The sequence below is a fragment of the Pseudoalteromonas sp. L1 genome, assembly GCF_021728095.1.
In the GTDB taxonomy this organism is placed as follows: Bacteria; Pseudomonadota; Gammaproteobacteria; order Enterobacterales; family Alteromonadaceae; genus Pseudoalteromonas.
In genome coordinates this window covers 124,591-150,545 of record NZ_JAKKCT010000004.1, presented here as the reverse complement: position 1 = coordinate 150,545, position 25,955 = coordinate 124,591, and the positions used below count along the sequence as shown (strand labels likewise).

The 25,955-nt window shown below is 41.8% G+C and carries 20 protein-coding genes and 1 pseudogene; 12 read left to right on the top strand and 9 right to left on the bottom strand.

The window, feature by feature from the left end; translation table 11 throughout:
• From L3V38_RS13635 to L3V38_RS13620, 4 genes are all read left to right on the top strand, one after another.
• Positions 1-819 (top strand): carbon-nitrogen hydrolase family protein, encoded by an 819-nt coding sequence (locus tag L3V38_RS13635; protein ID WP_237119762.1) that lies wholly within the window; start codon positions 1-3, stop codon positions 817-819.
• Positions 816-2,255, top strand: coding sequence for a metalloprotease TldD (gene tldD / locus L3V38_RS13630; RefSeq protein ID WP_062567324.1), 1,440 nt, complete (start codon positions 816-818; stop codon positions 2,253-2,255). The genes L3V38_RS13635 and tldD overlap by 4 nt, the downstream gene beginning before the upstream one ends.
• 219 nt (positions 2,256-2,474) lie before the next feature.
• Positions 2,475-2,969: a DUF2799 domain-containing protein gene (locus L3V38_RS13625; protein ID WP_237119761.1), complete on the top strand. Its 495-nt coding sequence runs from the start codon at positions 2,475-2,477 to the stop codon at positions 2,967-2,969.
• A gap of 18 nt (positions 2,970-2,987) precedes the next feature.
• Entirely contained in the window at positions 2,988-3,242 is a 255-nt protein-coding gene (locus tag L3V38_RS13620; protein WP_228074395.1) for a hypothetical protein, read from the top strand.
• A gap of 53 nt (positions 3,243-3,295) precedes the next feature.
• On the opposite strand, the gene L3V38_RS13615 is transcribed toward L3V38_RS13620, so the two are convergent.
• Positions 3,296-4,030 (bottom strand): glutaredoxin family protein, encoded by a 735-nt coding sequence (locus L3V38_RS13615; RefSeq protein WP_130151686.1) that lies wholly within the window; start codon positions 4,028-4,030, stop codon positions 3,296-3,298.
• A gap of 288 nt (positions 4,031-4,318) precedes the next feature.
• On the opposite strand from L3V38_RS13615, the gene L3V38_RS13610 reads away from it, so the two are divergent.
• Together L3V38_RS13610 and L3V38_RS13605 are read left to right on the top strand one after the other, a co-directional pair.
• The gene (locus tag L3V38_RS13610) at positions 4,319-4,477 is read left to right on the top strand and encodes a hypothetical protein (RefSeq protein WP_237119760.1); all 159 of its coding nucleotides are present in this window, start codon (positions 4,319-4,321) and stop codon (positions 4,475-4,477) included.
• Positions 4,467-5,060: pseudogene (locus L3V38_RS13605) on the top strand (Fic family protein). Before L3V38_RS13610 ends, L3V38_RS13605 begins: the two are co-directional and overlap by 11 nt.
• An 86-nt stretch (positions 5,061-5,146) precedes the next feature.
• Here L3V38_RS13605 and gorA read toward each other — a convergent pair.
• Positions 5,147-6,508, bottom strand: coding sequence for a glutathione-disulfide reductase (gorA, locus tag L3V38_RS13600; RefSeq protein ID WP_062567330.1), 1,362 nt, complete (start codon positions 6,506-6,508; stop codon positions 5,147-5,149).
• Positions 6,509-6,644: 136 nt separating this feature from the next.
• On the opposite strand from gorA, the gene prlC reads away from it, so the two are divergent.
• From prlC to L3V38_RS13580, 4 genes are all read left to right on the top strand, one after another.
• Positions 6,645-8,696 carry an oligopeptidase A gene (gene prlC, locus L3V38_RS13595; protein WP_237119759.1) on the top strand — a complete coding sequence of 684 codons (2,052 nt, stop codon included), beginning with the start codon at positions 6,645-6,647 and terminating at the stop codon, positions 8,694-8,696.
• A 109-nt stretch (positions 8,697-8,805) separates the two neighbouring features.
• Entirely contained in the window at positions 8,806-9,984 is a 1,179-nt protein-coding gene (locus tag L3V38_RS13590) for a response regulator (RefSeq protein WP_130151688.1), read from the top strand.
• Between the two features lie 43 nt (positions 9,985-10,027).
• The gene (locus L3V38_RS13585) at positions 10,028-10,783 is read left to right on the top strand and encodes a class I SAM-dependent methyltransferase (RefSeq protein ID WP_237119758.1); all 756 of its coding nucleotides are present in this window, start codon (positions 10,028-10,030) and stop codon (positions 10,781-10,783) included.
• A 115-nt stretch (positions 10,784-10,898) separates the two neighbouring features.
• Positions 10,899-12,824: a methyl-accepting chemotaxis protein gene (locus L3V38_RS13580; protein WP_237119757.1), complete on the top strand. Its 1,926-nt coding sequence runs from the start codon at positions 10,899-10,901 to the stop codon at positions 12,822-12,824.
• A gap of 133 nt (positions 12,825-12,957) precedes the next feature.
• Here L3V38_RS13580 and L3V38_RS13575 read toward each other — a convergent pair whose 3' ends face one another.
• Together L3V38_RS13575 and L3V38_RS13570 are read right to left on the bottom strand one after the other, a co-directional pair.
• On the bottom strand, positions 12,958-13,341 hold the full coding sequence (locus tag L3V38_RS13575) for a VOC family protein (protein ID WP_237119756.1): 384 nt from the start codon (positions 13,339-13,341) through the stop codon (positions 12,958-12,960).
• Complete coding sequence (locus tag L3V38_RS13570) at positions 13,331-13,975, bottom strand: sigma factor (protein ID WP_237119755.1); 645 nt, start codon at positions 13,973-13,975, stop codon at positions 13,331-13,333. The genes L3V38_RS13575 and L3V38_RS13570 overlap by 11 nt, the downstream gene beginning before the upstream one ends.
• Before the next feature lie 100 nt (positions 13,976-14,075).
• Here L3V38_RS13570 and L3V38_RS13565 point away from each other — a divergent pair, with 100 nt between their 5' ends.
• Positions 14,076-14,549, top strand: a complete 474-nt coding sequence (locus L3V38_RS13565; protein WP_130151693.1) for a peroxiredoxin — start codon at positions 14,076-14,078, stop codon at positions 14,547-14,549.
• Between the two features lie 69 nt (positions 14,550-14,618).
• Here the strand turns inward: L3V38_RS13565 and L3V38_RS13560 are convergent, their stop codons facing one another.
• Positions 14,619-16,433, bottom strand: coding sequence for a S8 family peptidase (locus L3V38_RS13560; RefSeq protein WP_237119754.1), 1,815 nt, complete (start codon positions 16,431-16,433; stop codon positions 14,619-14,621).
• 322 nt (positions 16,434-16,755) lie between these two features.
• On the opposite strand from L3V38_RS13560, the gene L3V38_RS13555 reads away from it, so the two are divergent.
• Positions 16,756-17,940, top strand: a complete 1,185-nt coding sequence (locus L3V38_RS13555; RefSeq protein ID WP_237119753.1) for an NAD(P)/FAD-dependent oxidoreductase — start codon at positions 16,756-16,758, stop codon at positions 17,938-17,940.
• A 126-nt stretch (positions 17,941-18,066) separates the two neighbouring features.
• Here the strand turns inward: L3V38_RS13555 and L3V38_RS13550 are convergent, their stop codons facing one another.
• From L3V38_RS13550 to slmA, 4 genes are all read right to left on the bottom strand, one after another.
• Complete coding sequence (locus tag L3V38_RS13550; RefSeq protein ID WP_237119752.1) at positions 18,067-19,764, bottom strand: diguanylate cyclase; 1,698 nt, start codon at positions 19,762-19,764, stop codon at positions 18,067-18,069.
• Between the two features lie 135 nt (positions 19,765-19,899).
• On the bottom strand, positions 19,900-22,113 hold the full coding sequence (katG, locus tag L3V38_RS13545; protein ID WP_237119751.1) for a catalase/peroxidase HPI: 2,214 nt from the start codon (positions 22,111-22,113) through the stop codon (positions 19,900-19,902).
• A gap of 189 nt (positions 22,114-22,302) precedes the next feature.
• Positions 22,303-25,056: a prolyl oligopeptidase family serine peptidase gene (locus tag L3V38_RS13540; protein WP_237119750.1), complete on the bottom strand. Its 2,754-nt coding sequence runs from the start codon at positions 25,054-25,056 to the stop codon at positions 22,303-22,305.
• Positions 25,057-25,263: 207 nt separating this feature from the next.
• Entirely contained in the window at positions 25,264-25,851 is a 588-nt protein-coding gene (slmA, locus tag L3V38_RS13535; RefSeq protein WP_062567343.1) for a nucleoid occlusion factor SlmA, read from the bottom strand.
• Positions 25,852-25,955 lie beyond the last annotated feature (104 nt).

The following is a 25,955-nucleotide window of genomic DNA, read 5'->3' as shown; positions in this document are numbered from 1 at the left end:
ATGTCGGGTCAGGTTTTAGCATTACAAATGTGTTCTGGTATCAATGCAGAACAAAATATGGCGTCTTTGAGGCTGTCATTACAGCAGTTACCTAAAATGCGTCCTTTATTGGTATGCCTACCCGAAGCTTTTTTGATCTTTAGTAAAAGTAGCCAAGCGAGTTATCAATTAGGGCTTAAAATTGATGATTATAAAGCACAACTTGCAAAGCTGTGTAAGCAACATGATATTTGGCTAGCTGCTGGCACCGTGCCTGTTTCGCAAGATAATGGAAAATATTTAGCTGCCTCATTTTTATTTAATAGCCAAGGTAATGTAGTCGCGCAGTACAATAAAATTCACCTATTTGATGTCGATGTTGCGGACTCCACTCGGTGTTATCGTGAGTCAGATGCGACACAAGCGGGTAGTGATATTGTCGTGGTTGACTCACCCTTTGGTAAAATTGGTTTAGCAGTATGTTATGATCTGCGCTTTAGTGGCTTGTTTAGTGCTATGCAGCGACAGGGTGCTGAGCTAATTTTAGTTCCTAGTGCCTTTACTGTTGTTACCGGTGCTGCTCATTGGCATCACTTATTAGCTGCCAGAGCAATTGAAACACAGTCTTATGTAGTTGCAGCTGCGCAGTGGGGAGATCATGAAAATGGTCGGCAAACATATGGCCACAGCATTATAATTTCGCCATGGGGAGATACGCTCAGTGAGCTTCCAAGTGGCACAGGGTTTATCAGTCATACACTTGATTTAAACCGATTGAATAAGATACGCCAAGACATGCCTGTGCAGTCTCAGCAACGATTTAGAGAGCATTTATTATGAACACGGTTGAACAGCATTTATTACAAGACAGCCAGCTAACACGAGAAGAACTCGAAAAAACGCTCGCCTTTATTCACCAACATCAAGTGGACTACGCCGACTTGTATTTTCAATCAAGTCATCATGAATCGTGGGTACTTGAAGATGGCCTTGTGAAAGAGGGGTCATATAATGTTGAACGTGGGGTTGGTGTTCGTGCTGTCAGTGGTGAAAAAACAGGGTTTTCATACTCAGATGCAATCAACTTAGAAGCGTTAAATAAAGCGGCGACTGCTGCGCGTAGTATTGCAGATGCAGGTGAAAATAAAACAGTTCAAGTATTTAGTGATGTTGCTGCAAAACAACAATATGCACCGCATCAACCTATTCAAAGCATGAGTGATAGCGATAAAGTAAACTTACTACGTGAGCTTGAAAACTATATTCGTGAATTAGCGCCTGATGCAGAGCAAGTGATTAGCTCAATGTCGGCTGTGTATGAAGAAGTACTTATTGCAGCCAGCGATGGCACATTTGCAACCGATATTCGTCCGCTTATTCGTTTAAACTGCTCAGTATTACTTGAAAAGAACGGCCGCCGTGAACGCGGTGGTGCTGGTGGCGGCGCGCGTTTAGATTATGGTTATTTTAAAGAGTTAGTTGACGGTAAGCCTCGTTGGATGGGATACGCAGAAGAAGCGGTTCGCCAAGCAAAAGTAAACTTAGAAGCAATTGATGCCCCTGCCGGCAGTATGGAAGTCGTATTAGGTGCAGGTTGGCCTGGGGTATTACTTCATGAAGCCGTAGGTCATGGCCTTGAAGGTGACTTTAACCGCAAAGGCGCATCAGCGTTTAGCGGCAAAGTAGGTGAAAAGGTAGCATCTGAGCTATGTACCGTAGTGGATGATGGCACCATTGCTGACCGCCGCGGTTCATTGAACGTAGATGACGAAGGGACTCCTGCTGCCTATAACGTACTTATTGAAAACGGTATTCTAAAAGGCTATATGCAAGATAAGCTCAATGCCCGTTTGATGGGTGTTAACCCTACAGGTAATGCGCGCCGCGAATCTTATGCTCATTTACCTATGCCGCGTATGACCAATACGTATATGTTAGGTGGCGAACATAGCCAAGCAGATATTATCAGTTCGGTGAAAAAAGGCATTTTTGCGCCGAACTTTGGTGGCGGCCAAGTAGATATTACCTCAGGTAAATTTGTGTTTAGTGCATCGGAAGCCTATTTAATTGAAAATGGTAAAATCACTCAACCAATTAAAGGGGCTACATTAATTGGTAACGGCCCTGAAGTGATGCAGCAAATCTCAATGGTGGGTAATGACCTTGCGCTCGACAAAGGTGTAGGAGTGTGTGGTAAAGACGGCCAAAGTGTACCAGTAGGCGTTGGTCAGCCAAGCCTTAAAATTGATAACTTAACTGTTGGTGGTACGGCATAAAAACTTAATTTAACGTGTGTTTACGCTAGTACGTAAACACACTGTAATCCCTTATTCTTGAGTTTCTATCAATAATCTTCCCTTTTTATAATTTGTGACCTAAAATAGGTACCTTGCTTATTTTATATCGGTTAGGTCACAGTGTTTCATCGGTTCATTTATTTATGTGTATTCTTGTTGTTGCTATCTGGGTGCAGCAGTTTGTCGCACGAAGAGTGTATGCAAGCTAGTTGGCAGGAATTGGGCTATGACCATGGTGTTCAGGGGTATAGCTATGATCAGGGTAAAGACATTGTCTTTGCATGTAGAGAGTTTGGTATCACGCCTCAGTTAGAAGAGTACAAGAAAAGCTATCAACAAGGACTTGCTGTATTTTGTGTACCAGAAAATGGCTTTACCCTCGGTATTCAAGGACAAGCCTACAATGGTGTATGCAATGATGAGCACTTTAGAAGAGCATGGGAAGAGGGGAATGATCGCTATCAAATTGAAGCAAGAAAAGCAGAAATAGATCAAAGAATAGATACCATAAATTGGCAGCTTCAATCTATTTCGAATGAATTGAGCAATAAAAATAACTCAAGCGAAAAACGTAAAGAGTTGAGATATCGACGGACACAGCTAGAAAGAGAGCGTAAAGATTTAAGAAGAGAAAGGTCACTTTTACCTTTACTCGACAAGCTTCCCTCATTTCATTTTAGATATGAGCTGTAATTAATTTAAGAGGATACTATGAAAAAAATATCAGTATTAATGGCTTTTTTGATGCTTGCCGGTTGTGCCTCAGAATCAAATTTGCAAGACCATGAGCAACGCGCTTTACTCGACCATCACTGTTTGGGCGGCGAAGTTGAAGCAAATTATAACTATACATTTTTTAGCACAGATGCTGATGAAATGAATAAAAGCACGGTGGACACAGTGTGTCACCCAGTGAAAACCCAATCTGAACTTGAAAAAGATATAAGAACAGGTGGTTATAACTGATCTATCAATAAAGCCTGCTGTAGCAGGCTTTACCTAGCCTATAAGTAAATAGTTTAAACAGTACTAAGCATCCATATACCCGCCGCAATCATAAATAAGTTTTCGCTCAGAGAAATAAAACCGAGCGGCACATTACTATCTCCACCTACACAGGCACACTTGAGTTCTCGTTTATCAATGTATACAGCTTTAAACACAGATATAGCTCCAATGCTACCAATAAACAGCGAAAATGGCGCAACAGCTAAAGCGGGTAATTCAGCCACCATGCCAATGGCAACATACGCCTCAATAAACGGGTAAATATAGGCATAGGGCACAACACGCATGGCGAGTAAATCATAAGTAATAAATGAATTTGAAAAACTATATAAGTCTTGCAGTTTTTGAATCGCGAGCACTGCCATTGTCAGTGCAACAAATAGCATTATGTTCTGCATCGACAGTAAAGCGGTGCCACTAGCATAACTAAAACCACAACTCAGTAGCATGGTCACTGCGAAAATGGCTAACACGGGCGTGTAAGTTGTGCCTTGTTGCCCTGCTTCTGGCAGATTAAAAAAGTCGCGTAAATCATCGTAACCACCAATGCGTTTATTATCGATAAAGGTTTGCGGTGTGGTTTTTACATCATACTGCTGTTTAAATTTATCGGTTTGCTCACGGTTTGTTAAATGACGGTCATCAACATCGTAGCCGTTACGCTCTAGTAAATCTTTTGATTTTAAACCGAATGGGCAAATATGCTCATCGGTCACCATGCGATATAAAATTGCAGACTTAGACACAGTGCCTCCTTGTAAAAAATGCCTTGTTTACTGCGTAATAATTGCTTAATTACACAGTAAACAAGGGCAAATTCTTGCTTAACTGATTACTTTATTAACAGTTACAAGGTTTGTGCCAACACTGTTTATTGCTTAGTTATGGTTAAAACAGCATCCATCACTGGATCGACACCTGCAAAGTAATCTTTTAATACCCTAAATCCTTCCTTTGATTGTATTTTGAAATAGGCTGGTTAATGGCAATTTATACCTGAATAAGTTAGAATTATCGGTATCATCGGAGGGGTTATGGCTACCAAAACTTCTAAGACTAGCAATCAGCAAAAGACCAAGTTTATGCCCGATATGGATAACTTTAAGGTCAGTTTAAGCTACGAAGGTCTAACGTTGAAAACGAGTAATGAAGGCAAAAGTATTGCTGAATTGAAGCGTAAATATGCACGATAAATATGGGGTAGCTCAAGATAAATATTGCTACCCTGACTCTGATGTATTAATTAATCTGTTAGATATTCGAGAACCGGATATATTAGATCAAGCCGAAGCTGAGTTTACCGCTGAACGTTATAGAACCTATGACTCCTCTCAACAGCCTCTATCTAAGTTTTCACTTGAGCATTTAAAATATCTTCATCATCACTTATTCCAAGATTTATATGTGTGGGCAGGTCAAATTAGGGATGTTGATATCTCCAAGGGTAATACCCGCTTTTGTACTTGGACGCGTATCGATCCTGAAGCTAAAAAGTTATTTCGAGGCATTTCGGCAATATCGAATTGTTAGAATAATGATGAGCTAATTGAAAAAGTAGCAGACTTGTTTTGTGAACTTAATTTACTTCATCCATTCCGTGAAGGTAACGGCAGAGTGCTGCGCTTCTTTTTTGAGGAGATGTTATATACCATCGGTTATAAGGTTTCATGGCCTCCAATTTCTCAGCAAGAGTGGATTGATGCGAATATTGCAGGTGTTAATTTGAACCTAGATTTACTTAAACGTATTTTTAGCAAAGCTATTTCTGAACTTTGATAGTGTGCTAAAAGCGCTGATAAGTTTATTTTAGTAAAACCTTGTGGCAGCACCACAAGGTTTTAATATTGACTCGCAACGCGAGTTTATCTCATAGTAACAAACTCTTCTGAGCCTGTTGGGTGAATCGCCACAACAGCATCAAAGTCTGCTTTGGTTGCGCCCATCTTCATGGCAACAGCAAAGCCTTGAATCATTTCATCTACGGTAAAGCCAATGCCGTGTAAGCCAACAACTTTTTCGTTATCACCTGCACATACTAGCATCATGTTGCATGCTTGGCGGTGTTGTGTAACCGCGGTATACATAGCAGCAAAGCTTGATTTATAAACTTTAACGTTTTCTTCGCCATATTGCGAAATAGCTTCTTGCTCCGTTAAACCAATCGTGCCGATTGGTGGGTGGCTAAACACCACAGTAGGCACTAGCTCGTAGTCCATCTTTAAATCATCAGGTAATTCTTTATTGAATAAACGCTCAGATAAAATACGGCCTGCTTTAACGGCTACAGGTGTAAGTTCGATACCGTTTTCGATGATATCACCCACTGCATAGACGTTCTTAGCAGTGGTGTTTTGGAATTCGTCTACTTTTACATAACCACCTTCATTGACTTCAACCCCCGCAGCTGCAAGATTGATCTTATCAGTTGTTGGTGTACGGCCAATGGCCCAAATTACTTCATCAACGTTTTGGCTGTGGCCATTTTCAAAATGAATCGTTAAGCTACCATCGCTTTCTTTAACGACTTCTTTTGGCGTGCAATCTGTATGAAGAGTCGGGCCTTCTTTAGCCATAATATCGACTAGGGTATCAACGATGTATGGGTCAAAAGTACGCAGTGGTTTGTTTTTACGAACAAACAGGTGGGTTTCTGTGCCAAGGCTGTGGAGTACGCCTGCGATTTCAACGGCAATATAACCCGCACCAATAACAGCCACACGTTTTGGCTGTTCGTTTAATTCAAAGAAGCCGTTTGAGTCAATACCAAGCTCAGCGCCTGGGATATTAGGAATAGTAGGGCGGCCACCTACGGCAACAAGAATATGGTCAGCAGTGTATAGTTCACCATTAACTTCAACCGTTTTGCTATCAACAAATTTAGCAAAGCCATTGATTACAGTCACGCCATTGCTTGATAAATACTTATTGTAACCTTGGTGAATACGGCCTATGTACGCTTCGCGACTTTCTACTAATTTAGCCCAGCTAAAGCTTTTTAACTCAACATCAAAGCCATAATCAGGTGCGTAAGCATTAATAGCTTCAGCCACTTGTGCACCATGCCACATCACTTTTTTAGGAACGCAGCCCACGTTTACACACGTGCCGCCCATGTGTTTTGCTTCAATAAGTGCCACTTTTGCGCCACGCATTGCTGCTCTGTTAGCAGAAGCGATACCGCCGCTACCGCCACCAATTGCAATGTAATCAAAATGCTGAGCCATAGTTTGTCCTCAAAAATAGATAACTTTTCTTTAATTAATCGATAATAGCATAATAAAGACCAAGGTTAAGCCCCTTGTATTTCATCAATTTGCCCCAACCTCAGAATCATCTTCGCATTAAAAATTGAGAACGAAAATGACAATTGCAGAAAATAATCCACTTATTGGTTTAGAAGGGCTTCCACCGTTTTCTAAGATTGAACCAGCGCATGTGGTGCCAGCGTTAAAAGCGGCAATTAAAGAGTGTCGTTTAACTATCGATAAGGTCTTGGCAGCTAAGTCACATACGTGGAATGATTTGGTGCTTCCACTTGAAGAAGCCGACGATAAGCTATCACGACTATTTTCACCGGTATCTCATATGAACTCAGTCGTGAACAGCGATGAACTACGAGAAGCTTATGAGCAATGTTTGCCGTTGTTATCGGAGTACTCAACGTTTGTGGGTCAGCATCAAGGTTTATACGATGCTTATAACGCACTTCACAGCAGTGACGAATTTAAAACATTAACCATTGCCCAGCAAAAAACTATTACTAATGCACTGCGCGATTTTGAGCTATCTGGTATTGCGCTAAAACCAGAGCAACAAAAGCGTTACGGTGAAATTAGTGCGCGTTTATCAGAGCTTTCATCTAAGTTTGGTAATAATGTAATGGATGCCACACTTGCTTGGCAAAAACATATTACTGATGAAAGCGAGCTTGCTGGTTTGCCTGAATCTGCATTAGCTCTGGGTGCTGATACGGCAAAAAGTAAAGATCTAGATGGTTGGGTATTCACGTTAGATTTTCCATCTTATTTACCTATCATGACTTACGCAGATAACCGCGAATTACGTGAAGAAACATATACCGCGTTTGTTACTCGTGCGTCGGATCAAGGTCCGAATGCGGGTGAGTTTGATAACTCAGAGATTATGAGCGAAGAACTTGCGCTTCGTCATGAGCTTGCGCAGTTACTTGGTTTTAACAGTTATGCAGATATGTCATTGGCAACAAAAATGGCAGAATCACCTGCTCAGGTATTTTCATTCTTAGAAGATTTAGCAGCTAAGTCTAAGCCACAAGCCGAGCAAGAGCTGGCTGAGCTAACGGCTTACGCAAAAGATAAACACGGTGTGACGGAGCTTGCCGCGTGGGATTACGCTTATTACGCAGAAAAGCTTAAGCAAGAGAAATACGCGATTTCTGATGAAGTACTGCGCCCTTATTTCCCTGCAAATAAAGTATTAAATGGCTTATTTACCACAGTAAATCGCTTATTTGGTATTAACGTTAAAGAAGTGAGTGACTTTGATACTTACCATCCTGACGTACGTTTCTTTGAGATTTACGACAGTAGCAACACGCTACGAGGCCGTTTCTATTTAGATTTATATGCACGAGACCGTAAGCGTGGTGGCGCATGGATGGACGATTGCATGGGTCGTAAAGTACGTGCTAACGGAGAGCTACAAACACCCGTTGCTTACTTGGTGTGTAACTTTAATAAAGCAGTGGGTGATAAACCTGCACTGTTTACTCATAACGAAGTAACAACCTTATTCCATGAGTTTGGTCATGGTATCCATCATATGTTAACTCAAGTTGATGCAGCGCCAGTGGCGGGTATTAACGGTGTTGCATGGGATGCGGTTGAATTACCAAGCCAGTTCTTAGAAAACTGGTGTTATGAAGAAGAAGCGCTTAACTTCATCTCGGGTCACTATGAAACAGATGAACCACTACCAAAAGAACTGCTTGATAAATTGCTCGCAGCAAAGAACTTCCAGTCTGGTATGCAAATGCTGCGTCAGCTAGAGTTTTCGTTGTTTGATTTTACGATTCATCATACTTATAAAGCGGGTGAGCCTTGTAATATTCAAGCTACACTTGATGATGTGCGCAGTAAAACTGCCGTTGTTAAAGCGCCAGCATTTAACCGTTTTCAGCATGGCTTTAGCCATATTTTTGCTGGTGGCTATAGTGCAGGCTATTACTCGTATAAATGGGCAGAGGTTCTTTCGGCTGACGCATTTTCTAAATTTGAGGAAGAAGGGATCTTTAATCAAGAGACAGGGCAGGCCTTCCTTAACAATATTTTAGAAAAAGGAGGCAGCGAGGAACCTATGGAACTATTCAAGAAGTTCCGAGGCCGTGAGCCACAAGTTGATGCATTGCTTAGGCACAGCGGAATTGCAGCTTAAATAGTGAGTATTATTGGAAAGCGCCGAAAGGCGCTTTTTTTATTAAAAAATCTTAGCAAAATCAACCTTGCGTACTATGCTTTTAAAAAGCTATTTACAGGATTAAAGCATGTCGAAACTGGTGTTAGCCATAGATGATGACAAATACGTACATCATGTAATTGAAGAGTCACTTTCAGGCTTTTGCACATTGATCCATGCTAAAAATGGTGATGAAGGGTTAAGACAAGCATTTAAATATAATCCAGATATTATTTTACTAGATGTTGAAATGCCTGGAAAAACAGGGTTTGAGGTATGCAGTGAATTAAAGGCTAATCCACAAACCAAAGATACACCCGTGATGTTTCTATCTGGGAAAAAGGAACTTCCTGACCGTGTTAAGGGTTACAATTCAGGGGCTTCTGACTATATTGTTAAACCCTTTAATGCTGAAGAGTTAATGGCGCGTATCCGTGTTTTGTATGAATACCGACAGCATTCTAAAAAGCTAAAAAGCGATGTGGAGCGCGCGCAAATAACGGCTGAAATAGCCATGACAGACTCAGGCGATATGGGACGTATTATGCGCTATGTGGGTCAAAGTTATCATGCACATGATATCCAATCGCTGTCAGAATACATGTTTGAGTTTTTTAACCCAATGGATCTCGATGTAGTGCTTGCTTTTTGGTATCAAGATATCGGGATCTTTTGTGGTGCAGAGGGGGCTGTTTGCCCACTAGAGCGTGAGTTACTTGAAAAACATCGCGATGCAAACCGGTTCGTCGATTTCAGTCATCGCACTATTATTAATTACCCAAAAGTGTCCATGTTAATTAAAAACATGCCACTTGATGATGCTCAGTTGTATGGCCGATATAAAGACTTGTTTCCGCATATTCTTGAAGTGACCAATGCGAAAGTTCAAGATATGGAAGTCAATGAGCGAGCACTCACACAGGCTAAGCAAATCGGCAATGCATTTAGCGAACTGTCGGAGCAAATGTACCAGCACAGTTACTCACGAGAACGGGCTGTCGAAAAGTTTGCTGTGCAACTAAGTGAGCTGAATAAATCAGTTGAACAAAGTAAGTTACTAAATAGCGATGAAATCGTTTTTCATTTACAGCACTTACAACAAACCCAGTTACTTTTTGCCTCGCTGAATGATGATCTTGAATCGATTAAGTTTCAGTTACTCCATATTATTGAATCACGTAGTGAGCTATTGAGTAATTTACAAAAAATGGCAGAGCCTAGCCACACAGAAGATGTGACATCACAAACGGATATCGAGCTATTTTAAGCCATGATATACTCATGGCCATTAGTATAGCTCGGAGTTTTACGTGGTAATTCATTGTCCTTTTAAAGAAATGCGTCCTTATTTAGATGCTATAGAGCAGCGCTTTGGTTTAACTGAATGGGCGAACAGTAATGACGGCTTTTCATTGCATTATGATGAGCAAGGTCTGAGCTTAAAAAAGAAAGATGAGCCTAAACTAGGGGCTATTCACGTTGACTTTGTCACAGGAGCGGCGGCGCACCGCCGTAAATTCGGTGGTGGTAAAGGCCAAGCAATTGCCAAAGCTGTAGGGTTAAATAAAGGAGCCACACCCGTTGTACTTGATGCCACGGCAGGGCTTGGGCGTGACGGTTTTGTGCTGGCGTCGCTTGGTTGTAAAGTTATTTTGCATGAGCGCCATCCTGTGGTAGCTGCGCTATTATTTGATGGCCTCGAACGCGCTTACGGTGATGCTGAAATTGGTGCATGGATGAAAAAAAATATGAGCTTAGTATTCGGTTCGAGCCATACTCTACTTGCTCAGTGTAACGATATACCAGATGTCGTGTACTTGGATCCTATGTTTCCGCATCGTGAAAAATCAGCCCTAGTTAAAAAAGAAATGCGAGTATTCCAAGCGCTGGTTGGCGCTGATAGCGATGCAGATGATCTTTTAGATTTTGCCTACCCGCTTGCGAGTAAGCGAGTCGTGGTAAAGCGACCTGACTACGCGCCATTTTTAAATGATAAAACCCCCAGCATGCAGATCAAAACTAAAAAGAATCGTTTTGATGTATATGTGAAAGCAGCAATGACCTAACCTATCCTTTAGTATGGCTTTTGATTGATAATTTCTGGTTATTAGGTTGGTTTACATCAAATTGTCATAAAAGGTTAATATTCTACGCGCGTAACGACTTTGGGGATTATAGTTTATGCGCGTGTCATCATTTACTCGGCTACTAGCCGTTTTACTCACACTTGCCAGTATCTTGTTAGCGGCGACCTTGTTTTGGGCAAGTCAAACTCTATTAAATTTAGAGCAACAAGATAACGCTTATAATAAACTCAAAAATACGCTCATTATTGATTTAAAAAGCCACCTCGATGACTATTTAGAGCAAGGTGATAGTCAATATCTTAATTTATCATCGGCACTGATTGCTGAGGTGATAAAGCAAGACTTAGCGCATCTTCCACACGATTTAAATTCACACCTATCAACTCAACTCTCAGCATTAGATAAAGATATCAATGATAAATATCGTGCTTTAGGTAAGTTATCGGGTAACGAAATGGCTTTATTGGACAACTCGCTTAGGCAAATGGCTGGCTCAGCCTCCTCGCTGATAGGCTATGCTCGTAAAGCAAAGCCGCAAACAGATTTAGCGCTTGAATATTACCAACTTGGTGCCGATTATTATAATGAAGTGACATCACTTGCTTTATATACCTACAAGCTGGTTTTAAGCTTTGATCAAGACACCAAAGCAAGCCTTAATCAAAGCGTAGAAAATTTAAATGCATTAGCAAGCAAAATTGATACGCTTGAAAACCTAGGAGTGATGAGTGAAGTCGATGAAGATGCTTTATTTTTTGGTGAAGAAGCCGAAGATTTAGCCGGCGATATTAAATCGGAGTTAATAAGTTGGCCTAAGCGTTTTCCTCGTGATTTAGCCTCAACGCTAGAGCAAGCTGAGCAGCGTCAAACGGGTATGCAAGCACTGCGAGAACAAATTGCGGCCTTATCGGCAACGGTGCTTGGGGCTGAGCAAAAACTAAAAGACGAACAAAGCCAGCTTAAACAGCACGTATTTATTGTATTTTGTATTGCGATTGGCATGTTAGTGGTACTTGCAGGCGGTGTTTATTTTGTACAGCGTAATCAAGTTTTAAACCCGCTGCGTCAGTTACGAGATGGTTTCGCATTCTTAATTGAAAGTAATGAGCTTAAAAATATTGAAAGCAAAAATCCAAAAACTGAAATAGGGGAGATAGCTCATTATTTTAATCAGTTAATTGAGCGTCAACGAATTGAAGCGGAAGAGCGTGCGCAAATGCTCAAAGTGATTAATGACTTTATGCTGGAAATGAGCGAGCACTTACATACTATTGCTCAAAAGACCGATGCTAGCCACACTCAAGTTGAGCAAAATCAAGGGCTACTAAGCGATATTCAACATATTGGTGAACAAGTTAACACCATTAATAGTCAAGTGGCTGACAACGCAAAACAGACATTTGATGCCATGGAGCAAAGCCTAGGTTTTGCAGATAGTATGCTAACAGCAAGCTCACATACTGAGCAGCGTGTTGAGCAAGGGTTAAATAGCTTAAAAGAGCTTTTAAAGGGCGTGGATGATGTTGGTCAAGTTATTGAAGTAATCAAAAATATTGCTGAGCAAACTAACTTGCTAGCATTAAATGCCGCTATAGAATCGGCTCGTGCAGGGGAGCATGGCCGAGGTTTTGCGGTTGTAGCTGACGAAGTGAGAAAACTTGCTAGACAAACTCAAGGCTCACTTGATGATATTAACAGTCAGCTTAATCGCCTAAGTGAAAACTCATCAATGGTATCAACTCAAATAAGTGCCCTTGCTAACGATGCAGAGTTACAAACACAAAATGCCCAAGAGCTAAAACGTAACTCTGAAGGCGTTGCTGATAACGCGCAAGATGCTAACAAGGTCGCGTTTGATGCGATGGAACTAGCTAAACAGCAAAATGCATTACTCGAAAACTTTAGTCAGTCTATGCAAAGCATGAAAGGCCAAGTGAGTGAATCGAATGTGCTGGTAAGTGATATTCAGCAGCGTTTACAACAGCAAATGCAGACAATTAAAACTAGCTTAGGATTATAAGTGCTTCAAGTAGACTGAAAAGCACAAAAAATAGCGACATTGCTGCTCTTTCTATAATGGGGAATGTATTATTTAACTTCTTTAAACCAAGTACGGGGTGAGCGCACTTGGTTTGAACGGTATAATCTTTACCCTACCTTTTACTGCGTGGAACATCACTGGATTGATACATTGATATTTGATGATTATCTGGATCTGCGATTTCTGCTGACCAGCCACCTGGTGCATGGCTTACAGGGGTGACAATAGTTGCTCCCTTTGTTGCGAGTGTTTCGACTACGTCATCAATCCCACCATCAGCTAACTCAAAAACAATAATGGGTGAGTTTCCGGGCTTTGACTCCTGCTTGAAAAAGAGTAGTTCGATGTCATTTGCTGTTTTTGCAAGCAGCCAACCCTCTCCATCTTCTTCCATTCTTTGAATGTTTATTCCGAGCGTATCACGGTAAAACGCTTCTGTTTTATCTAGATCGCTAATGTAATAACAAATTGCGCCAATTTTACTTTTATCGAGCATGGTTCTTTTCCTGTTTTTTAATAGATATCACCCTATGTTGCCGTGCAAGGTTATTTTGTGAGGTCACCATAAAAAGATGTCCATCAGGGTCATGGCTTGCGAGTGTCGCTTCATCACGGCATGGCGCATTAAGAAGTGCTTTGCGTATTTGCCCAAACGGCAAATCTTCAGCTAAACCTTCAAGTTCAAGTATTTGTTTTGCACCGGTTTGTCGCCAGCGGCGCTTAATCTCGGCTATCCGCTGCCTTAGAGCTGCGTCTGATACTCGCAGCAGCCAGATGATTTCTTTTTTACAATGCCCTGTTAAAACTAAAAGCGCTGTTGTTTTAAGGCTAGTCGGTAATAAATTAACAAAGTCGGTTGCTGTGTCGTCGTTGTATGTGTGTATATTGTTTGTATTAGTTAAAGTTGCTTCACGCTTTTTTCTTCTTGCGGCAGAACGCGCATTAAATACAGATTGATTACGCAGTACACCCATAAGCCAGCGACGGTTCTTTACACATGTTAGATCTGAGCGCTTAGCTTCAACTGCAACAAGCAGGGCAGTTTGCAGTAAATCTTCAGCCTCTTCTTTGTGTAATGTCACCTTATGGGCATAGCGTAAAAGGTTTGCGTAATAACTTTTATTATTCATAGCGCTTAGTGATTAAAAGTAGAGTTAGTAATTGATATATAGTTTAATTAAACCTTACTCTTTCATACTGCTAATGTATATTTTCTTTCAAGGAATTACGATGATCGAACAAGGCCAAACTTTACCTACTGCAACCCTTAGCGAATTAACCAGCGAAGGGTTGCAAACCTTATCAACTGACGCATTATTTGCTGGTAAAAAAGTAGTGCTATTTGCTGTACCTGGGGCATTTACGCCTACCTGTTCAAACGCTCACTTACCTGAGTTTATTACGCTGGCTGATAAAATTACCGCCAAAGGCGTTGATGCAATTTACTGTGTATCAGTGAATGATGCATTTGTAATGAAAGCATGGGGGGAAGCACATAACGCTGAGCATATTCGTATGTTAGCAGACGGTGATGCTAGTTTTACCAAGGCGCTCGGTTTAGATAAAGATACCGCTAGCTTTGGTGGTGTGCGTTCAAAACGCTATGCAATGATTGTCGACGACCAAACTGTAACAGGCTTGTTTGTTGAGCAAGATAAAGAATTTACAGTAAGCCGTGCAGAGGCTATTTTAGCTAAATTATAAAACGAAAAAAGCCGGACGAGAGTCCGGCTAAAAGTCCCAAGGGTAATCGGGGTTTATTAACGATTCAGGTTAATATTGTGCACCAAGTGTTACACCTGAGTAGGCAGAATAACCATTTAGCATCACGTGGTATGTACCTGCTGTTGGGTTACTGATTGAACATACTTCGTTATTACCGCTTTCATAAGGGCGGCAATCATACGTTGTTGTCGTTGGAGCGCTACCTGCGCGAACATATAAGTCTGCATCGCCCGTACCACCACTTATAGTAAATGTAACACTCGTTGCGCCTGCAGGTACTTCCATTGTGTAGTAGGTTTTGCTGTTTGCTGCGCCACTTAAGCTTGTTAATGCTTGGCCATTTTGTAACTCATTGCCTGTTGTTGGCGGCTGAGTTGAACCAGATGCTGCTGCAACCGCGGCGGCTGCATCGACAATACCTGTACCACAGTTATTACATGTAGCTGGGAATGAGCGAGTGGTTGATTTTAAAATGCTTTCAATTTCATCTGGCGTTGCAGAAGGCTTCTTTTGTTTAATGAGTGCGGCTACACCTGCAACATGCGGTGCTGCCATCGATGTACCTTGCGTGAAATGATATGAATCACTGCTTGGGCCATTTGCGCCTGAGTTATGAGTTGATAACACACCCTCAGAATCATTCGCAAAGCTTTGCGCACCGCCAGGGGCTGCAACATCAATGTTACTACCAAAGTTAGAGTAATAAGCACGACCACCGTTACGACCAACAGAGGCAACGTTTACAACGCCATTACAGTTACCTGGGTTGTAGTTAGCCGAATTATCATTACTGTTACCAGCAGCGATAATAACAACTGCGCCGTTGTTACGTGCTTGATTTATAGCATTTTGTGTTGTTGAGCTACATGCACCCCCACCACCTAAACTCATGTTGATAACATCAGCAGGGTTAGCATTTGCTGGTACACCAGACACTGAGCCACCTGACGCCCAGATAATACCGTCTGCAATGTCAGATGTTAAACCACCACATTTACCTAGTACACGCACAGGTACAACTTTCGCATCATAAGCAACACCAGCAACGCCTTCACCATTATTTGTTACCGCAGCAACTGTGCCTGCTACATGAGTACCATGCCAGCTAGAGTTTCTATCTGCTTTTGGTGAAGGATCGCCATTTCGATCAACACCACACTCACCGCGTACAACTGCATCACCTGGGTCGCGTGCATCGCTGTCACGGCCACCACCATCGTTGGCCATTGATAATCTAGTAATCATATCGTAGCCAGGTAAAAGGTTTGGGTTTAAATCAACATGCGGGCGGTAACCTGTATCAAGTACAGCAACAGTTACACCGCTACCAGTTGCGCTATCCCATGCTGTTGGTAGATTTAACCCGCCTGCTTGCTCGTAGTAATGCCATTGATCAGAATAACGCGGATCATTAGGTGTTGCAAAAGGCTGCAATATTTGGTCAATTTCAATGTATTCAACATTGCCAGTTGCCATAACTTCTTGCATAAATGCTTGTGCTTCATTGGCTGAAAGTTTTTTATCAGCGCGCATTACGTGATGATTACTCATTGCCATTGCACGTACATACTGAGCTTTTGCTAAGCCTTTTTGACTGCTGAAATTTTTTACAAAACTTTGCGCTCTTTGATTCATCATAGCAGGCGTTTGCTCAGCGGCAGACATCGTTGTCATATCAGTGCTGCTATTTTTGTATTTAATGATAAATTGCGTGCCAAAATCGTTTTGACCTTGTAGCTTTGCATCTGTATCTGCCATTGATGGTGATAACATTTGGTTTGGCGCGGCCATTGCTGCTGTTGTTCCAAAAACTGCTGTGAGGCTCAATGCAATTGCGCACTTTTTCAAGTTGTTAGTAGTCATAATGATCCCTAGATTGTTAGAAGTTGCTTCGCACCATTTTCCGCGAAGGGGTACAAAGGTAAAATAAATGTAAATATAGTTAAAATATCGTTTTGTTATGTTTGTCTCTATTTTGGTTATAACTAAGTGTATAGATGGCTAAATATAACTATTAATTAGGTTTTTCTGCTCTTTTCTAATTATAAAGTTTCAATTTAATGTTATAGAGTTTTTGCTTTATTTCGTTTTTCGGGTTTATCTTTTTTCAAAAAAATAACTAAGCTAACAACGAGCGCGTAATATCTTGTTATAATCAGCTAAATTTTTTTAGTGAGTATGAGTAATGACCCAAGTAGATGTAATTGTGATTGGTGCCGGTGCCGCAGGTTTAATGTGTGCAGCACAAGCAGGCTATCGAGGTCGCAATGTTACTGTGCTTGATATGGGCAAAAAGCCTGGCCGTAAAATTTTAATAAGCGGTGGTGGGCGTTGTAACTTCACCAATGAAAACGCAAGCCCAGACAACTACTTGTGTACTAATCCTCACTTCGTAAAATCCTGTTTAAGCCGTTATACCCAACATGACTTTATTGAGCTGGTGGACCGTCATGGTTTGGCTTATCACCATAAAACCTTGGGCCAGCTATTTTGTGATAACAGCGCGCAAGATATCGTTGATATCCTTTTAACTGAGTGTGAGTGGGCTGGGGTAAACATTGCTCTTCGTAACGAAGTACTTAGCGTGATAAAAAACGATGCTGGTTATGAAGTTATAACCGAGCAAGACACTTATCAATGCGAGTCATTGGTGGTGGCATCTGGTGGTTTAACCATGCCGAAACTTGGCGCATCACCCATTGGTTATAAAATAGCTGAACAGTTTGGCTTAACGGTGTTACCAACCATGGCCGCATTGGTGCCATTTACTTTGCACCAGCATGATAAAGATCGTTTTGATGGTTTATCGGGGATCAGTATCCCATGTGTAGTGACGAGTGAAGATGGCATCCAGTTCAAAGAAAATATCCTCTTTACTCATCGTGGCTTGTCTGGGCCCGCTATTTTGCAAATTAGCTCGTTTTGGCGTGCAGGCCAGAGCGTTTACATCAACTTATTACCTGAGCTTGATTTAAAACAGCAACTTGAGCAGTGGCGTCAAAGCCAAGGTCAAAAGTCACTAAAAAATACCCTTGCAACCATTTTACCCAAACGCTTTGTTGAAATGCTGCACGACACCAAAGCAATACCTGATTGCAATGTAAACCAGTTAACCCATGCACAGGTCGACGCGCTACATGACTACATTCACAATTGGCAAATTAAACCCAACGGCACTGAGGGCTACAGAACAGCCGAAGTTACACTCGGTGGCGTAGATACCGATGAGTTAAGCTCAAAAACCTTCGAAGCAAAAAAATCAGCAGGTCTTTATTTTATTGGTGAAGTAACCGACGTCACTGGTTGGCTAGGCGGCTACAACTTCCAATATGCGTGGAGCTGCGGCTTTGCTGCAGGGCAGTATTGTTGATTATAGTTGCTAGTTTTTGTCTACAGGTTCTAGGAGTTAGGCCCTAGACTGCCACTTGCTTGTAGGTCGTGATTTAGCGCGTTTTTATGAAGTCATAAATGACGACCTACTAACCTATTACTCCTTCTAGGCTGCCACTTCAACACAATTGCGGCCGTTACTCTTCGCTTTATACAATGCTTTGTCAGCAATAGTGAGTGTTTCTTTTACGGTTGTTGAAGCATGAGCTACGCTGTGTACACCAATACTCACGGTGAACTGCACGGTTTGTATTTCATCAATCGTGATGTAGGTTTCTTGTGCCTTTTGACGAATACGCTCTGCAACTTGCTTTGCATCAAGTAGGTTACAATTGAGTAGTAATACAAACTCTTCGCCGCCATACCGACAAGCTATATCAGCAGGGCCTTGCTCTGAGGTGAGTATATTGGCAAATGCGATAATGACTTTGTCGCCAACATTGTGGCCATATGTGTCGTTAATGTTTTTGAAGTGGTCGAGATCAGCAATTAGAAGGGTTAGCTCTTGCTGATTGGTTGCCATAGCGGCAATCAGTTCTTCACTTTTTCTGTCAAAGTAACGGCGATTGTACAGGCCTGTCATAGGATCCGTGTCGACTAAGCGGTTGAGCTCTGTTTGCTGTGCTTTAATTTTTTCGAGGTTTTTAATTCGGTAGGAAAGAATAAACGCCATCATTAATGCTTCGAGCAAAATACCTATCCCAACGCCGTGACTATTGATTACGTTTGCGTCACTGATCCCTTTGTAATAAAGCACCGCTAGCATATTGAAAATAACGAACATAGAGTGGCCGAGTAAAAAGTATTTTGCCAGCGTATTACCTTTGCGCCATAGCGAAATGGATACCCCAAATGTCACCGTCATCATTAATGCAGCCAAGCTGCTGGCTGGTTTTAATGCACCCACAATATCGAACAAGCTATAGATAAAGTCAGCCACTAGTAAGAACAAAATAATTGAAAGCGCGATATGCTCTTTAGGGTAGTGCTTCTTTGTTTCGAAAATAAGCATTACAAAGATTACTAAAAAGCTTGGCATGCTCAGCAAATTGGAATTGAGCTGTAACAGCTCGGCACTAAAAATACCGAAGAAATTAGCGGCGATACCATAAGATAGCGCCACCCAAACAGTGCCAGAAATAAGATACAGTGCGTAAACAATATTCTCGATTTTACGTGCCGATAAGTACAAAAAGAAGTTATAAATCATCAGCGCTAACATCATCCCAACAAGCAGCGCAATGTAATTACCATTCCCGACAAGGGCTCGCTTTGAGTGCTCTTCATCAAAAATAGCTAATGCAAACCACTGATGAGAAAAGGTGACGCTTTTGACGTAAATTGTCTTTTGTTGGTTAGGTTCGACATAAAACCAAAACACAGCACTACCACCAAACATATTGGCTTTAGGGCCTGCCTTATCAAGCTGAATAACCAATTGGTTTATCAATTGTCCTGCTTGTGTTTCGTAAAAGCTGACTTCTTCTAAATGATAGGCATCTGGGTTATGCACAAATAAGCGTAGGGTATCGCTGTTGCTATTTTTTATTACTATTTTGGACCACGTCGTTTTGGCATTAGTGCCTAAAGTAAGTTCGTTTTGACTGTTGATAAAGTTTTGCTGTTGAACTTGTGCGAGGGGCATAGAACCTGTTTCATCAACAAAATAGCTCATATCAAACTGAGTGAGCTCTACGCTACGTTGATTGATATTTACAATGGGGGAATTATCTGCGCGGCTTTGTGTAGCCGTACTGAGGCATAACGAGTAGATAACAAAAAACAGTAAAAAGCGCGCAACCATCCCTAATACCTGTGTTCAAACAAATATGGTAGTAAAGGCTTATTTTTAACTTAAACCGCTGTCTTGTCGAGGAAATTATCAACGAAAATAAAAAAGCCGCTAACTTAGCGGCTTTGTTGGTTGCGAAAATAAGTATTAACGTAGGTCGAATCTGTCTAGCGTCATTACTTTAGTCCACGCTGCTACGAAGTCATCAACGAACTTCTGTTTAGCATCGTCAGATGCATACACTTCAGCAATTGAACGTAGCTCTGAGTTTGAACCGAAGATTAAATCGACTGGAGTTGCTGTCCACTTAAGCTTGCCTGATTGACGGTCACGGCCTTCGTAAACACCTTCCTCAGAAGACTTAGACCACTTCGTTGACATATCTAATAGGTTAACGAAGAAGTCGTTGCTTAATGTGCCAGGTTTCTTCGTGAATACACCGTGTTTAGTTTGGTCAGTATTCGCGTTAAGGGCACGCATACCACCTAGTAGTGCAGTCATTTCTGGTACTGATAAGCTTAGTAAATCAGCGCGTTCAACGAGCATTTCAGCCGGTGACTTCCATGCTGAGCTGTAGTAGTTACGGAACGCATCTGCTGTTGGCTCAAGTACTTCGAATGATTCAACGTCGGTCATTTCTAATGACGCGTCCATACGGCCTGGCTTAAATGGTACTGAGATAGAGAAACCCGCATCGCTTGCTGCTTTTTCGATTGCAGCCGCACCACCAAGAACAATCATATCTGCTAGTGAAATTTCTTTACCACCCGATGCTTTTTTGTTGAACTTAGTTTGGATTTTCTCAAGCTTGTTCAGTACTTTAGCCACTTCTTTCGGGTTGTTTACCGGCCAATCTTTTTGCGGAGCAAAACGAATACGTGCACCGTTTGCACCACCACGCATATCTGTGTCGCGGTAGCTTGCTGCTGATGCCCAAGCAACACGCACTAGTTCAGATACAGATAAACCTGAATCTAAGATGTTTGCTTTAAGTGACGCGATATCTTTGCTGTCTACTAGTTTGTGGTCAACCGCAGGGATGTAGTCTTGCCAAATTAATACTTCTTCTGGCACTAAGTCACCTAAGTAACGAGCACGTGGGCCCATGTCACGGTGGTTTAGTTTGAACCATGCTTTAGCAAATGCCAGTTCGAACTCTTTCGGATCGTTTAAGAAACGCTCTGAAATCTTACGGAACTCAGGATCTGCTTTTAACGCGATATCAGTTGTGAACATGATAGGCGCATGACGCTTACCTTTAATGTGTGCATCTGGCACTAGGTTAGACGCTTGACCATTTTCAGGTATCCACTGAGTCGCACCTGCAGGGCTCTTAGTTTTAACCCACTCAAAGTTGAATAGGTTTTGTAGATAATTAATTGACCAACGTGTTGGTGTCACTGTCCATGCACCTTCAAGACCTGAAGTGATGGTATCTTCTGAGTGACCTTTACCACATTTGTTTTTCCAACCTAAACCTTGCTCTTCGATACCCGCTGCTGCTGGCTCTTTGTCTAAACACGTCGCTTTTTTCGCACCGTGTGCTTTACCAAAGCTGTGACCACCGGCGATTAGCGCAACGATTTCTTCATCGTTCATTGCCATGCGGCCGAATGATAAACGAATGTCGTCTGCTGCTAGAAGTGGATCTGGGTTACCGTGAGGGCCTTCAGGGTTTACATAGATTAAGCCCATCTCAACGGCCGCTAATGGGCCTTTAAGTTTGCCTTTTTTGTCACGACGTTCGTCAGTGAGCATTTTGCCTTCAGGGCCCCAGTATACGTAGTCTGGTTCCCAATCATCTTCACGACCACCGGCATAACCGAAGGTTTTGAAGCCCATTGATTCAAGCGCAACGTTACCTGTTAACGCCATTAAGTCAGCCCAAGAAATGCTGCGACCGTATTTTTGTTTTATAGGCCAAAGTAAGCGACGTGCCTTATCAAGGTTCGCGTTATCAGGCCAGCTGTTTAGCGGGTCGAAACGTTGTTGACCACCGCCTGCGCCACCACGACCATCAAACGTACGGTACGTACCTGATGCGTGCCACGCCATACGGATGAAGAATGGACCATAGTGACCGTAGTCAGCAGGCCACCAGTCTTGAGAGTCAGTCAATACTTTCTCAATATCTGCTTTCACTGCGTTTAGGTCTAACTTTAAGAATTCTTTTTTATAATCAAAGTAAGGACCCATAGGATCAGACTCTGCGCCATGGGCACGAAGTTGGCTAAGATCTAATTGTTCTGGCCACCAGAATTGGTTTGATTTGATGTCGTTAGTAGCTTGTACGCCCGTTGCCACCAACAGTGATACTGCAACAGCTACTTTAGACAAGGCTGAGGTCGATTTTTTAAACATTGTGTAGTCTCCAGTTAGAAGTTGCGTGAAATATAGTTATGTTCTGATTAACTTTCCACTTACAAACTGGGGTTTAAATCGATTGATAAAATCGAAAAAACAGATGATATGATTGATTTTATAGAACAAAGCCAGCAAAAATGCTGGCTTTGGAGGAGGTGTTCAGTAAGCTTAAATTTAGCTTATTGTTTATTCTTCAATAAAAGGGATGCCATTTTTGATCCACTCAGCAGCAGGTTTGCCTTTTAAGTAGTGATCAAAATATTCCATCATGCGTACCGAGAAATCCACTTGGTTAGGGAATTTCTTCAAGTGATGTGGTTCACCTTCGTATTGTAAAAAGGTGGCATCTTTACCCGCACGACGTAGTGCTAGGTAGTATTGAACCCCTTCGTGCCATGGCACCGCATCATCTTTGTCACCAAACATAATCAGAATAGGGGTATTCACTTTATCGGCGAAGAACACCGGTGAGTTTTCGATGTATAGCTCTGGCGCTTCGAATAAGGTTTTACCAATTCGGCTTTGTCCTGTTTCGTATTGGAACTGACGCGCAAGGCCTGATTTTAAACGAATACCGCTATACGCACTGGTCATGTTAGATACTGGCGCACCCGAAACAACCGCTTTAAACATATCTGTTTGGGTGATCATAAAGGCGCTTTGATAGCCAGCCCATGAGTGACCTTGTAAGCCAATTTTATCGGGATCAGCAATGCCTAAATCAATTAGCTTTTGAGTGGCGTTGATCATGGTTTGTGTTGATGATTTACCAGGGTGACCAATTTCAAAGCGGATATCAGGTAAGAAAATCGCATAGCCATTTGAAGTAAACATCGGGAAGTTAGGGCGATGATTTAATTCCATTTTCGGGAAGTCATACATGCGTTGGCTCATATAGCGGTAGAAGTACACAACCACAGGAACCTTGTCACCTTTTTTGTAACCCGCAGGTTTGATCAATACGCCTTGCAAGTCTTCACCATCAAACCCTTTGTAGCTAATCAGCTCAGGTTTTTCACCCCATGCAAAATTACTAACTTGCGGGTTTAGGTTGGTAACACGCTGTGGCTTTTTGAAGCTAAAGTCAGTTTGGTAGTAATCAGGAAATTGCTGATATGTTTGCGCAGTAAATAGATATTTATCGGCATTTTTCGCCTTTTTCACGACATCATAACGCTTTTTACCCGAAAGTACTTTGCTTACTTTATTGCTTGATAAGTCAAGTTTGGCGATTTCGGTTTGTTTATCTTGCAGGTTAGTTGCGCTTAGTAATAATGTTTCGTCTTTGGCAAAGCCCACTTGGTCTTTATCAAGTTTAATAACACGATACTGGGTATTCGTTTCTTTACCTTGGGTTAAACGCGTTGCCTTTTGTGTTGCGACATCAAAAGCCCAAATATCAAATTTACTGTAAACCAGTACTTGGCTGCTGTCGTTTAACCAGCCAGCAAAGCCATAACCTAGCTGAGGTGATGGGTAGTCATGCTTATCATCGGCAAAAATCGCGTTAATTGCTTTAGATAAGGTCGAAACTTTGTTATTTCCTAAATCTTTAAGTTGAACTTGGCTGTCTTGAAAAAATGCCGCATATTGACCATTTGGCGCAAGGCTGGGTCTAAATGGATAATCGTTGACGATAGCGGTTTGTTTACCTGTTTTAACGTCAACACTGTAATAGTCTGCGTAAAAACCACCGTACATTATGCGTTCTAGGTAAGGCAGGTCTGAATAGCCTAATAGCGCTTCGCGGTTAGTGTTAAGTGAAACCTCAGGCATACTTGGTGTACTTAGCTGCACAACCTGCTGACCATTTACGTGATACACCGCTTTATAATGACGAAGCTTGTTATTTTCATTCCATTGTTGCTCTTCACGTGGCTTAATTTCAGTGTCTTTATTGTGCCAAACATTAAGGCCTTTATGGTCGCGAATGGTATCGAAATCATATAAAGAGGCTTCGTCTGTGTATTCTTTTGCTTCGATCTTTGCCGTTAATTTCGGATGATTTTCAAAGTATAAACGAGCACCATCTTCAGACCATGTTAGTGAGGCTGTTTTGCCAATAGTCCAGCTATTATCAGCTGAGTTTATGGTCGATAGGGCACCGTTTTGTAAAAGTTGTAAGGTATGGTCGCGACGTCGTGTATCATCATTAACGTAGTTACCAATTAACAGCGCTGCGGTATTACTATTTGGTTGCCAGGCAATTTTATTGGCAACCACACCAGGCTCATCAATCAGTACGCTGGTAGCAAAGTCATTGTTAAGCGTAACTAATACAACTTGGTTGTCGGCACCATCACTAAAGCTTTGGCTTGCTAGTAATTGCTCGCCAGTGCTGCTCATTGCATAGCTAAACACATTGTTTAGGGTGTGAGTGGTTTTGTCTTGAAGGTTAACAAGCACTAAATCAAAGCTTTTATCTTTTTTATCTGGTTTGATTTCGCTGCTGTTTTCGTCTTTTTCTTGGTCGTCTTTTTTATCTGCTTTCTTATCGAGTCGGTAAGCAAGCCAAACACCGTCATCTGATAACGCATAGTCTTTTACATCATTAAATGTCTGTTGCTCACCGTTTTTAGTATTGACTAAAACAAGGTTGTTTTTTAGTTCGTCTTTTTTCTTGGTGGTTTCTTTTTCAAGTAGGGTCGGTACCTGAGTAAACGCCACCCAATTTGCCGCTTTATTAATTGTAGGGCGAGTACCGCGCTCAACGCTTGCAAGGAGGGTGTTATTGTCTAATGCATAAACCTGACCTTGTGCATTGCCGCGATAAGGGTCGGCACTGAAAGTAAGAATTTGGCCATCTTCAGACAGTTGGGTGCCTTTTGCGTATTTAAAATCAAACACGTCTTTAAATTGCAGAGCTTCTTTTGCACTGAGCTGTGCACTACCAAGGCTTGCCACTAAGGCTAAGCTCAAAAGTGATAATTGCGCTTTCATTTATCTTCTCGTTGTTTTTAAATTTACGCGTTCAGTGTAGCGTTTTTAGTAAACAATTCGAGTAGATACGATAAGTTGCTTATTTAGGGAGTTGAGCTGTAAGCCTAAAAACTTTTCGGTAGGTTTTGTAATAAGAGGGCACAGCGGGGTTACCCGCGTACTTTTGATTAGACTGTTGCGCGATATTAAATCGCGCCTACAGCTAACTTACAACCAAATCTTTTTCAGTTCAGGCCATTGTTTTTCAAATTGCGCACTCGGTTTCGCTTTAAAGTCGCTGCGCACGAATTGATTCATCTTACCTTCAACGTAAGCCAGTAAGAAGTTGGCTAACGTCGTTTCGTCAGATTGGAATGCTTTACCTTCACGAAGCTTACGTTCACGAAGAACTTGCTTAAATTGCGTTTCTAGCTTTTCGAATAAGCCTTGCACACGTTCACGCAAGCGCTCTTGCTCACCTTGCAAGGCATCACCAGTTAAAATACGGGTAATACCTGGATTTTTTTCGGCGAATGCTAATAGTAAAAGCAATATATTGTATACGCGTGTTTGACTCTCTTTTTCATTTTCTAGAATGAGGTTAATACGCGATAGCAGAGTATCTTCAATAAACTCAATCAAGCCCTCAAACATCCGCGCTTTACTCGGAAAATGACGATAAAGCGCAGCTTCAGATACGCCCACTTCAGCCGCTAGTTTGGCAGTAGTGATACGTTGACCTGGGCTGGTTTCTAACATTTGTGCGAGTGCTTGCAGAATCTGCTCTTTGCGATTACTTCTTTTTGTCGCAGGCATGACCATTCCTTTCTTATAATTTATTACTTGCGCTGTATAGACTCAGACAAGCCATTTTTTGTGCAAATGAGAGGCTTATGTTAATGTTTTATTCAGCTTCTTTC

Bases quoted from the DNA above. Each gene is read 5' to 3' on its own strand.
- L3V38_RS13635 (WP_237119762.1), top strand. From the start codon at position 1: ATGTCGGGTCAGGTTTTAGCATTACAAATGTGTTCTGGTATCAATGCA.
- tldD (WP_062567324.1), top strand. From the start codon at position 816: ATGAACACGGTTGAACAGCATTTATTACAAGACAGCCAGCTAACACGA.
- L3V38_RS13625 (WP_237119761.1), top strand. From the start codon at position 2,475: ATGCAAGCTAGTTGGCAGGAATTGGGCTATGACCATGGTGTTCAGGGG.
- L3V38_RS13620 (WP_228074395.1), top strand. From the start codon at position 2,988: ATGAAAAAAATATCAGTATTAATGGCTTTTTTGATGCTTGCCGGTTGT.
- L3V38_RS13610 (WP_237119760.1), top strand. From the start codon at position 4,319: ATGGCTACCAAAACTTCTAAGACTAGCAATCAGCAAAAGACCAAGTTT.
- gorA (WP_062567330.1), bottom strand. From the start codon at position 6,508: ATGGCTCAGCATTTTGATTACATTGCAATTGGTGGCGGTAGCGGCGGT.
- prlC (WP_237119759.1), top strand. From the start codon at position 6,645: ATGACAATTGCAGAAAATAATCCACTTATTGGTTTAGAAGGGCTTCCA.
- L3V38_RS13590 (WP_130151688.1), top strand. From the start codon at position 8,806: ATGTCGAAACTGGTGTTAGCCATAGATGATGACAAATACGTACATCAT.
- L3V38_RS13580 (WP_237119757.1), top strand. From the start codon at position 10,899: ATGCGCGTGTCATCATTTACTCGGCTACTAGCCGTTTTACTCACACTT.
- L3V38_RS13575 (WP_237119756.1), bottom strand. From the start codon at position 13,341: ATGCTCGATAAAAGTAAAATTGGCGCAATTTGTTATTACATTAGCGAT.
- L3V38_RS13570 (WP_237119755.1), bottom strand. From the start codon at position 13,975: ATGAATAATAAAAGTTATTACGCAAACCTTTTACGCTATGCCCATAAG.
- L3V38_RS13565 (WP_130151693.1), top strand. From the start codon at position 14,076: ATGATCGAACAAGGCCAAACTTTACCTACTGCAACCCTTAGCGAATTA.
- L3V38_RS13560 (WP_237119754.1), bottom strand. From the start codon at position 16,433: ATGACTACTAACAACTTGAAAAAGTGCGCAATTGCATTGAGCCTCACA.
- L3V38_RS13555 (WP_237119753.1), top strand. From the start codon at position 16,756: ATGACCCAAGTAGATGTAATTGTGATTGGTGCCGGTGCCGCAGGTTTA.
- L3V38_RS13550 (WP_237119752.1), bottom strand. From the start codon at position 19,764: ATGGTTGCGCGCTTTTTACTGTTTTTTGTTATCTACTCGTTATGCCTC.
- katG (WP_237119751.1), bottom strand. From the start codon at position 22,113: ATGTTTAAAAAATCGACCTCAGCCTTGTCTAAAGTAGCTGTTGCAGTA.
- L3V38_RS13540 (WP_237119750.1), bottom strand. From the start codon at position 25,056: ATGAAAGCGCAATTATCACTTTTGAGCTTAGCCTTAGTGGCAAGCCTT.
- slmA (WP_062567343.1), bottom strand. From the start codon at position 25,851: ATGCCTGCGACAAAAAGAAGTAATCGCAAAGAGCAGATTCTGCAAGCA.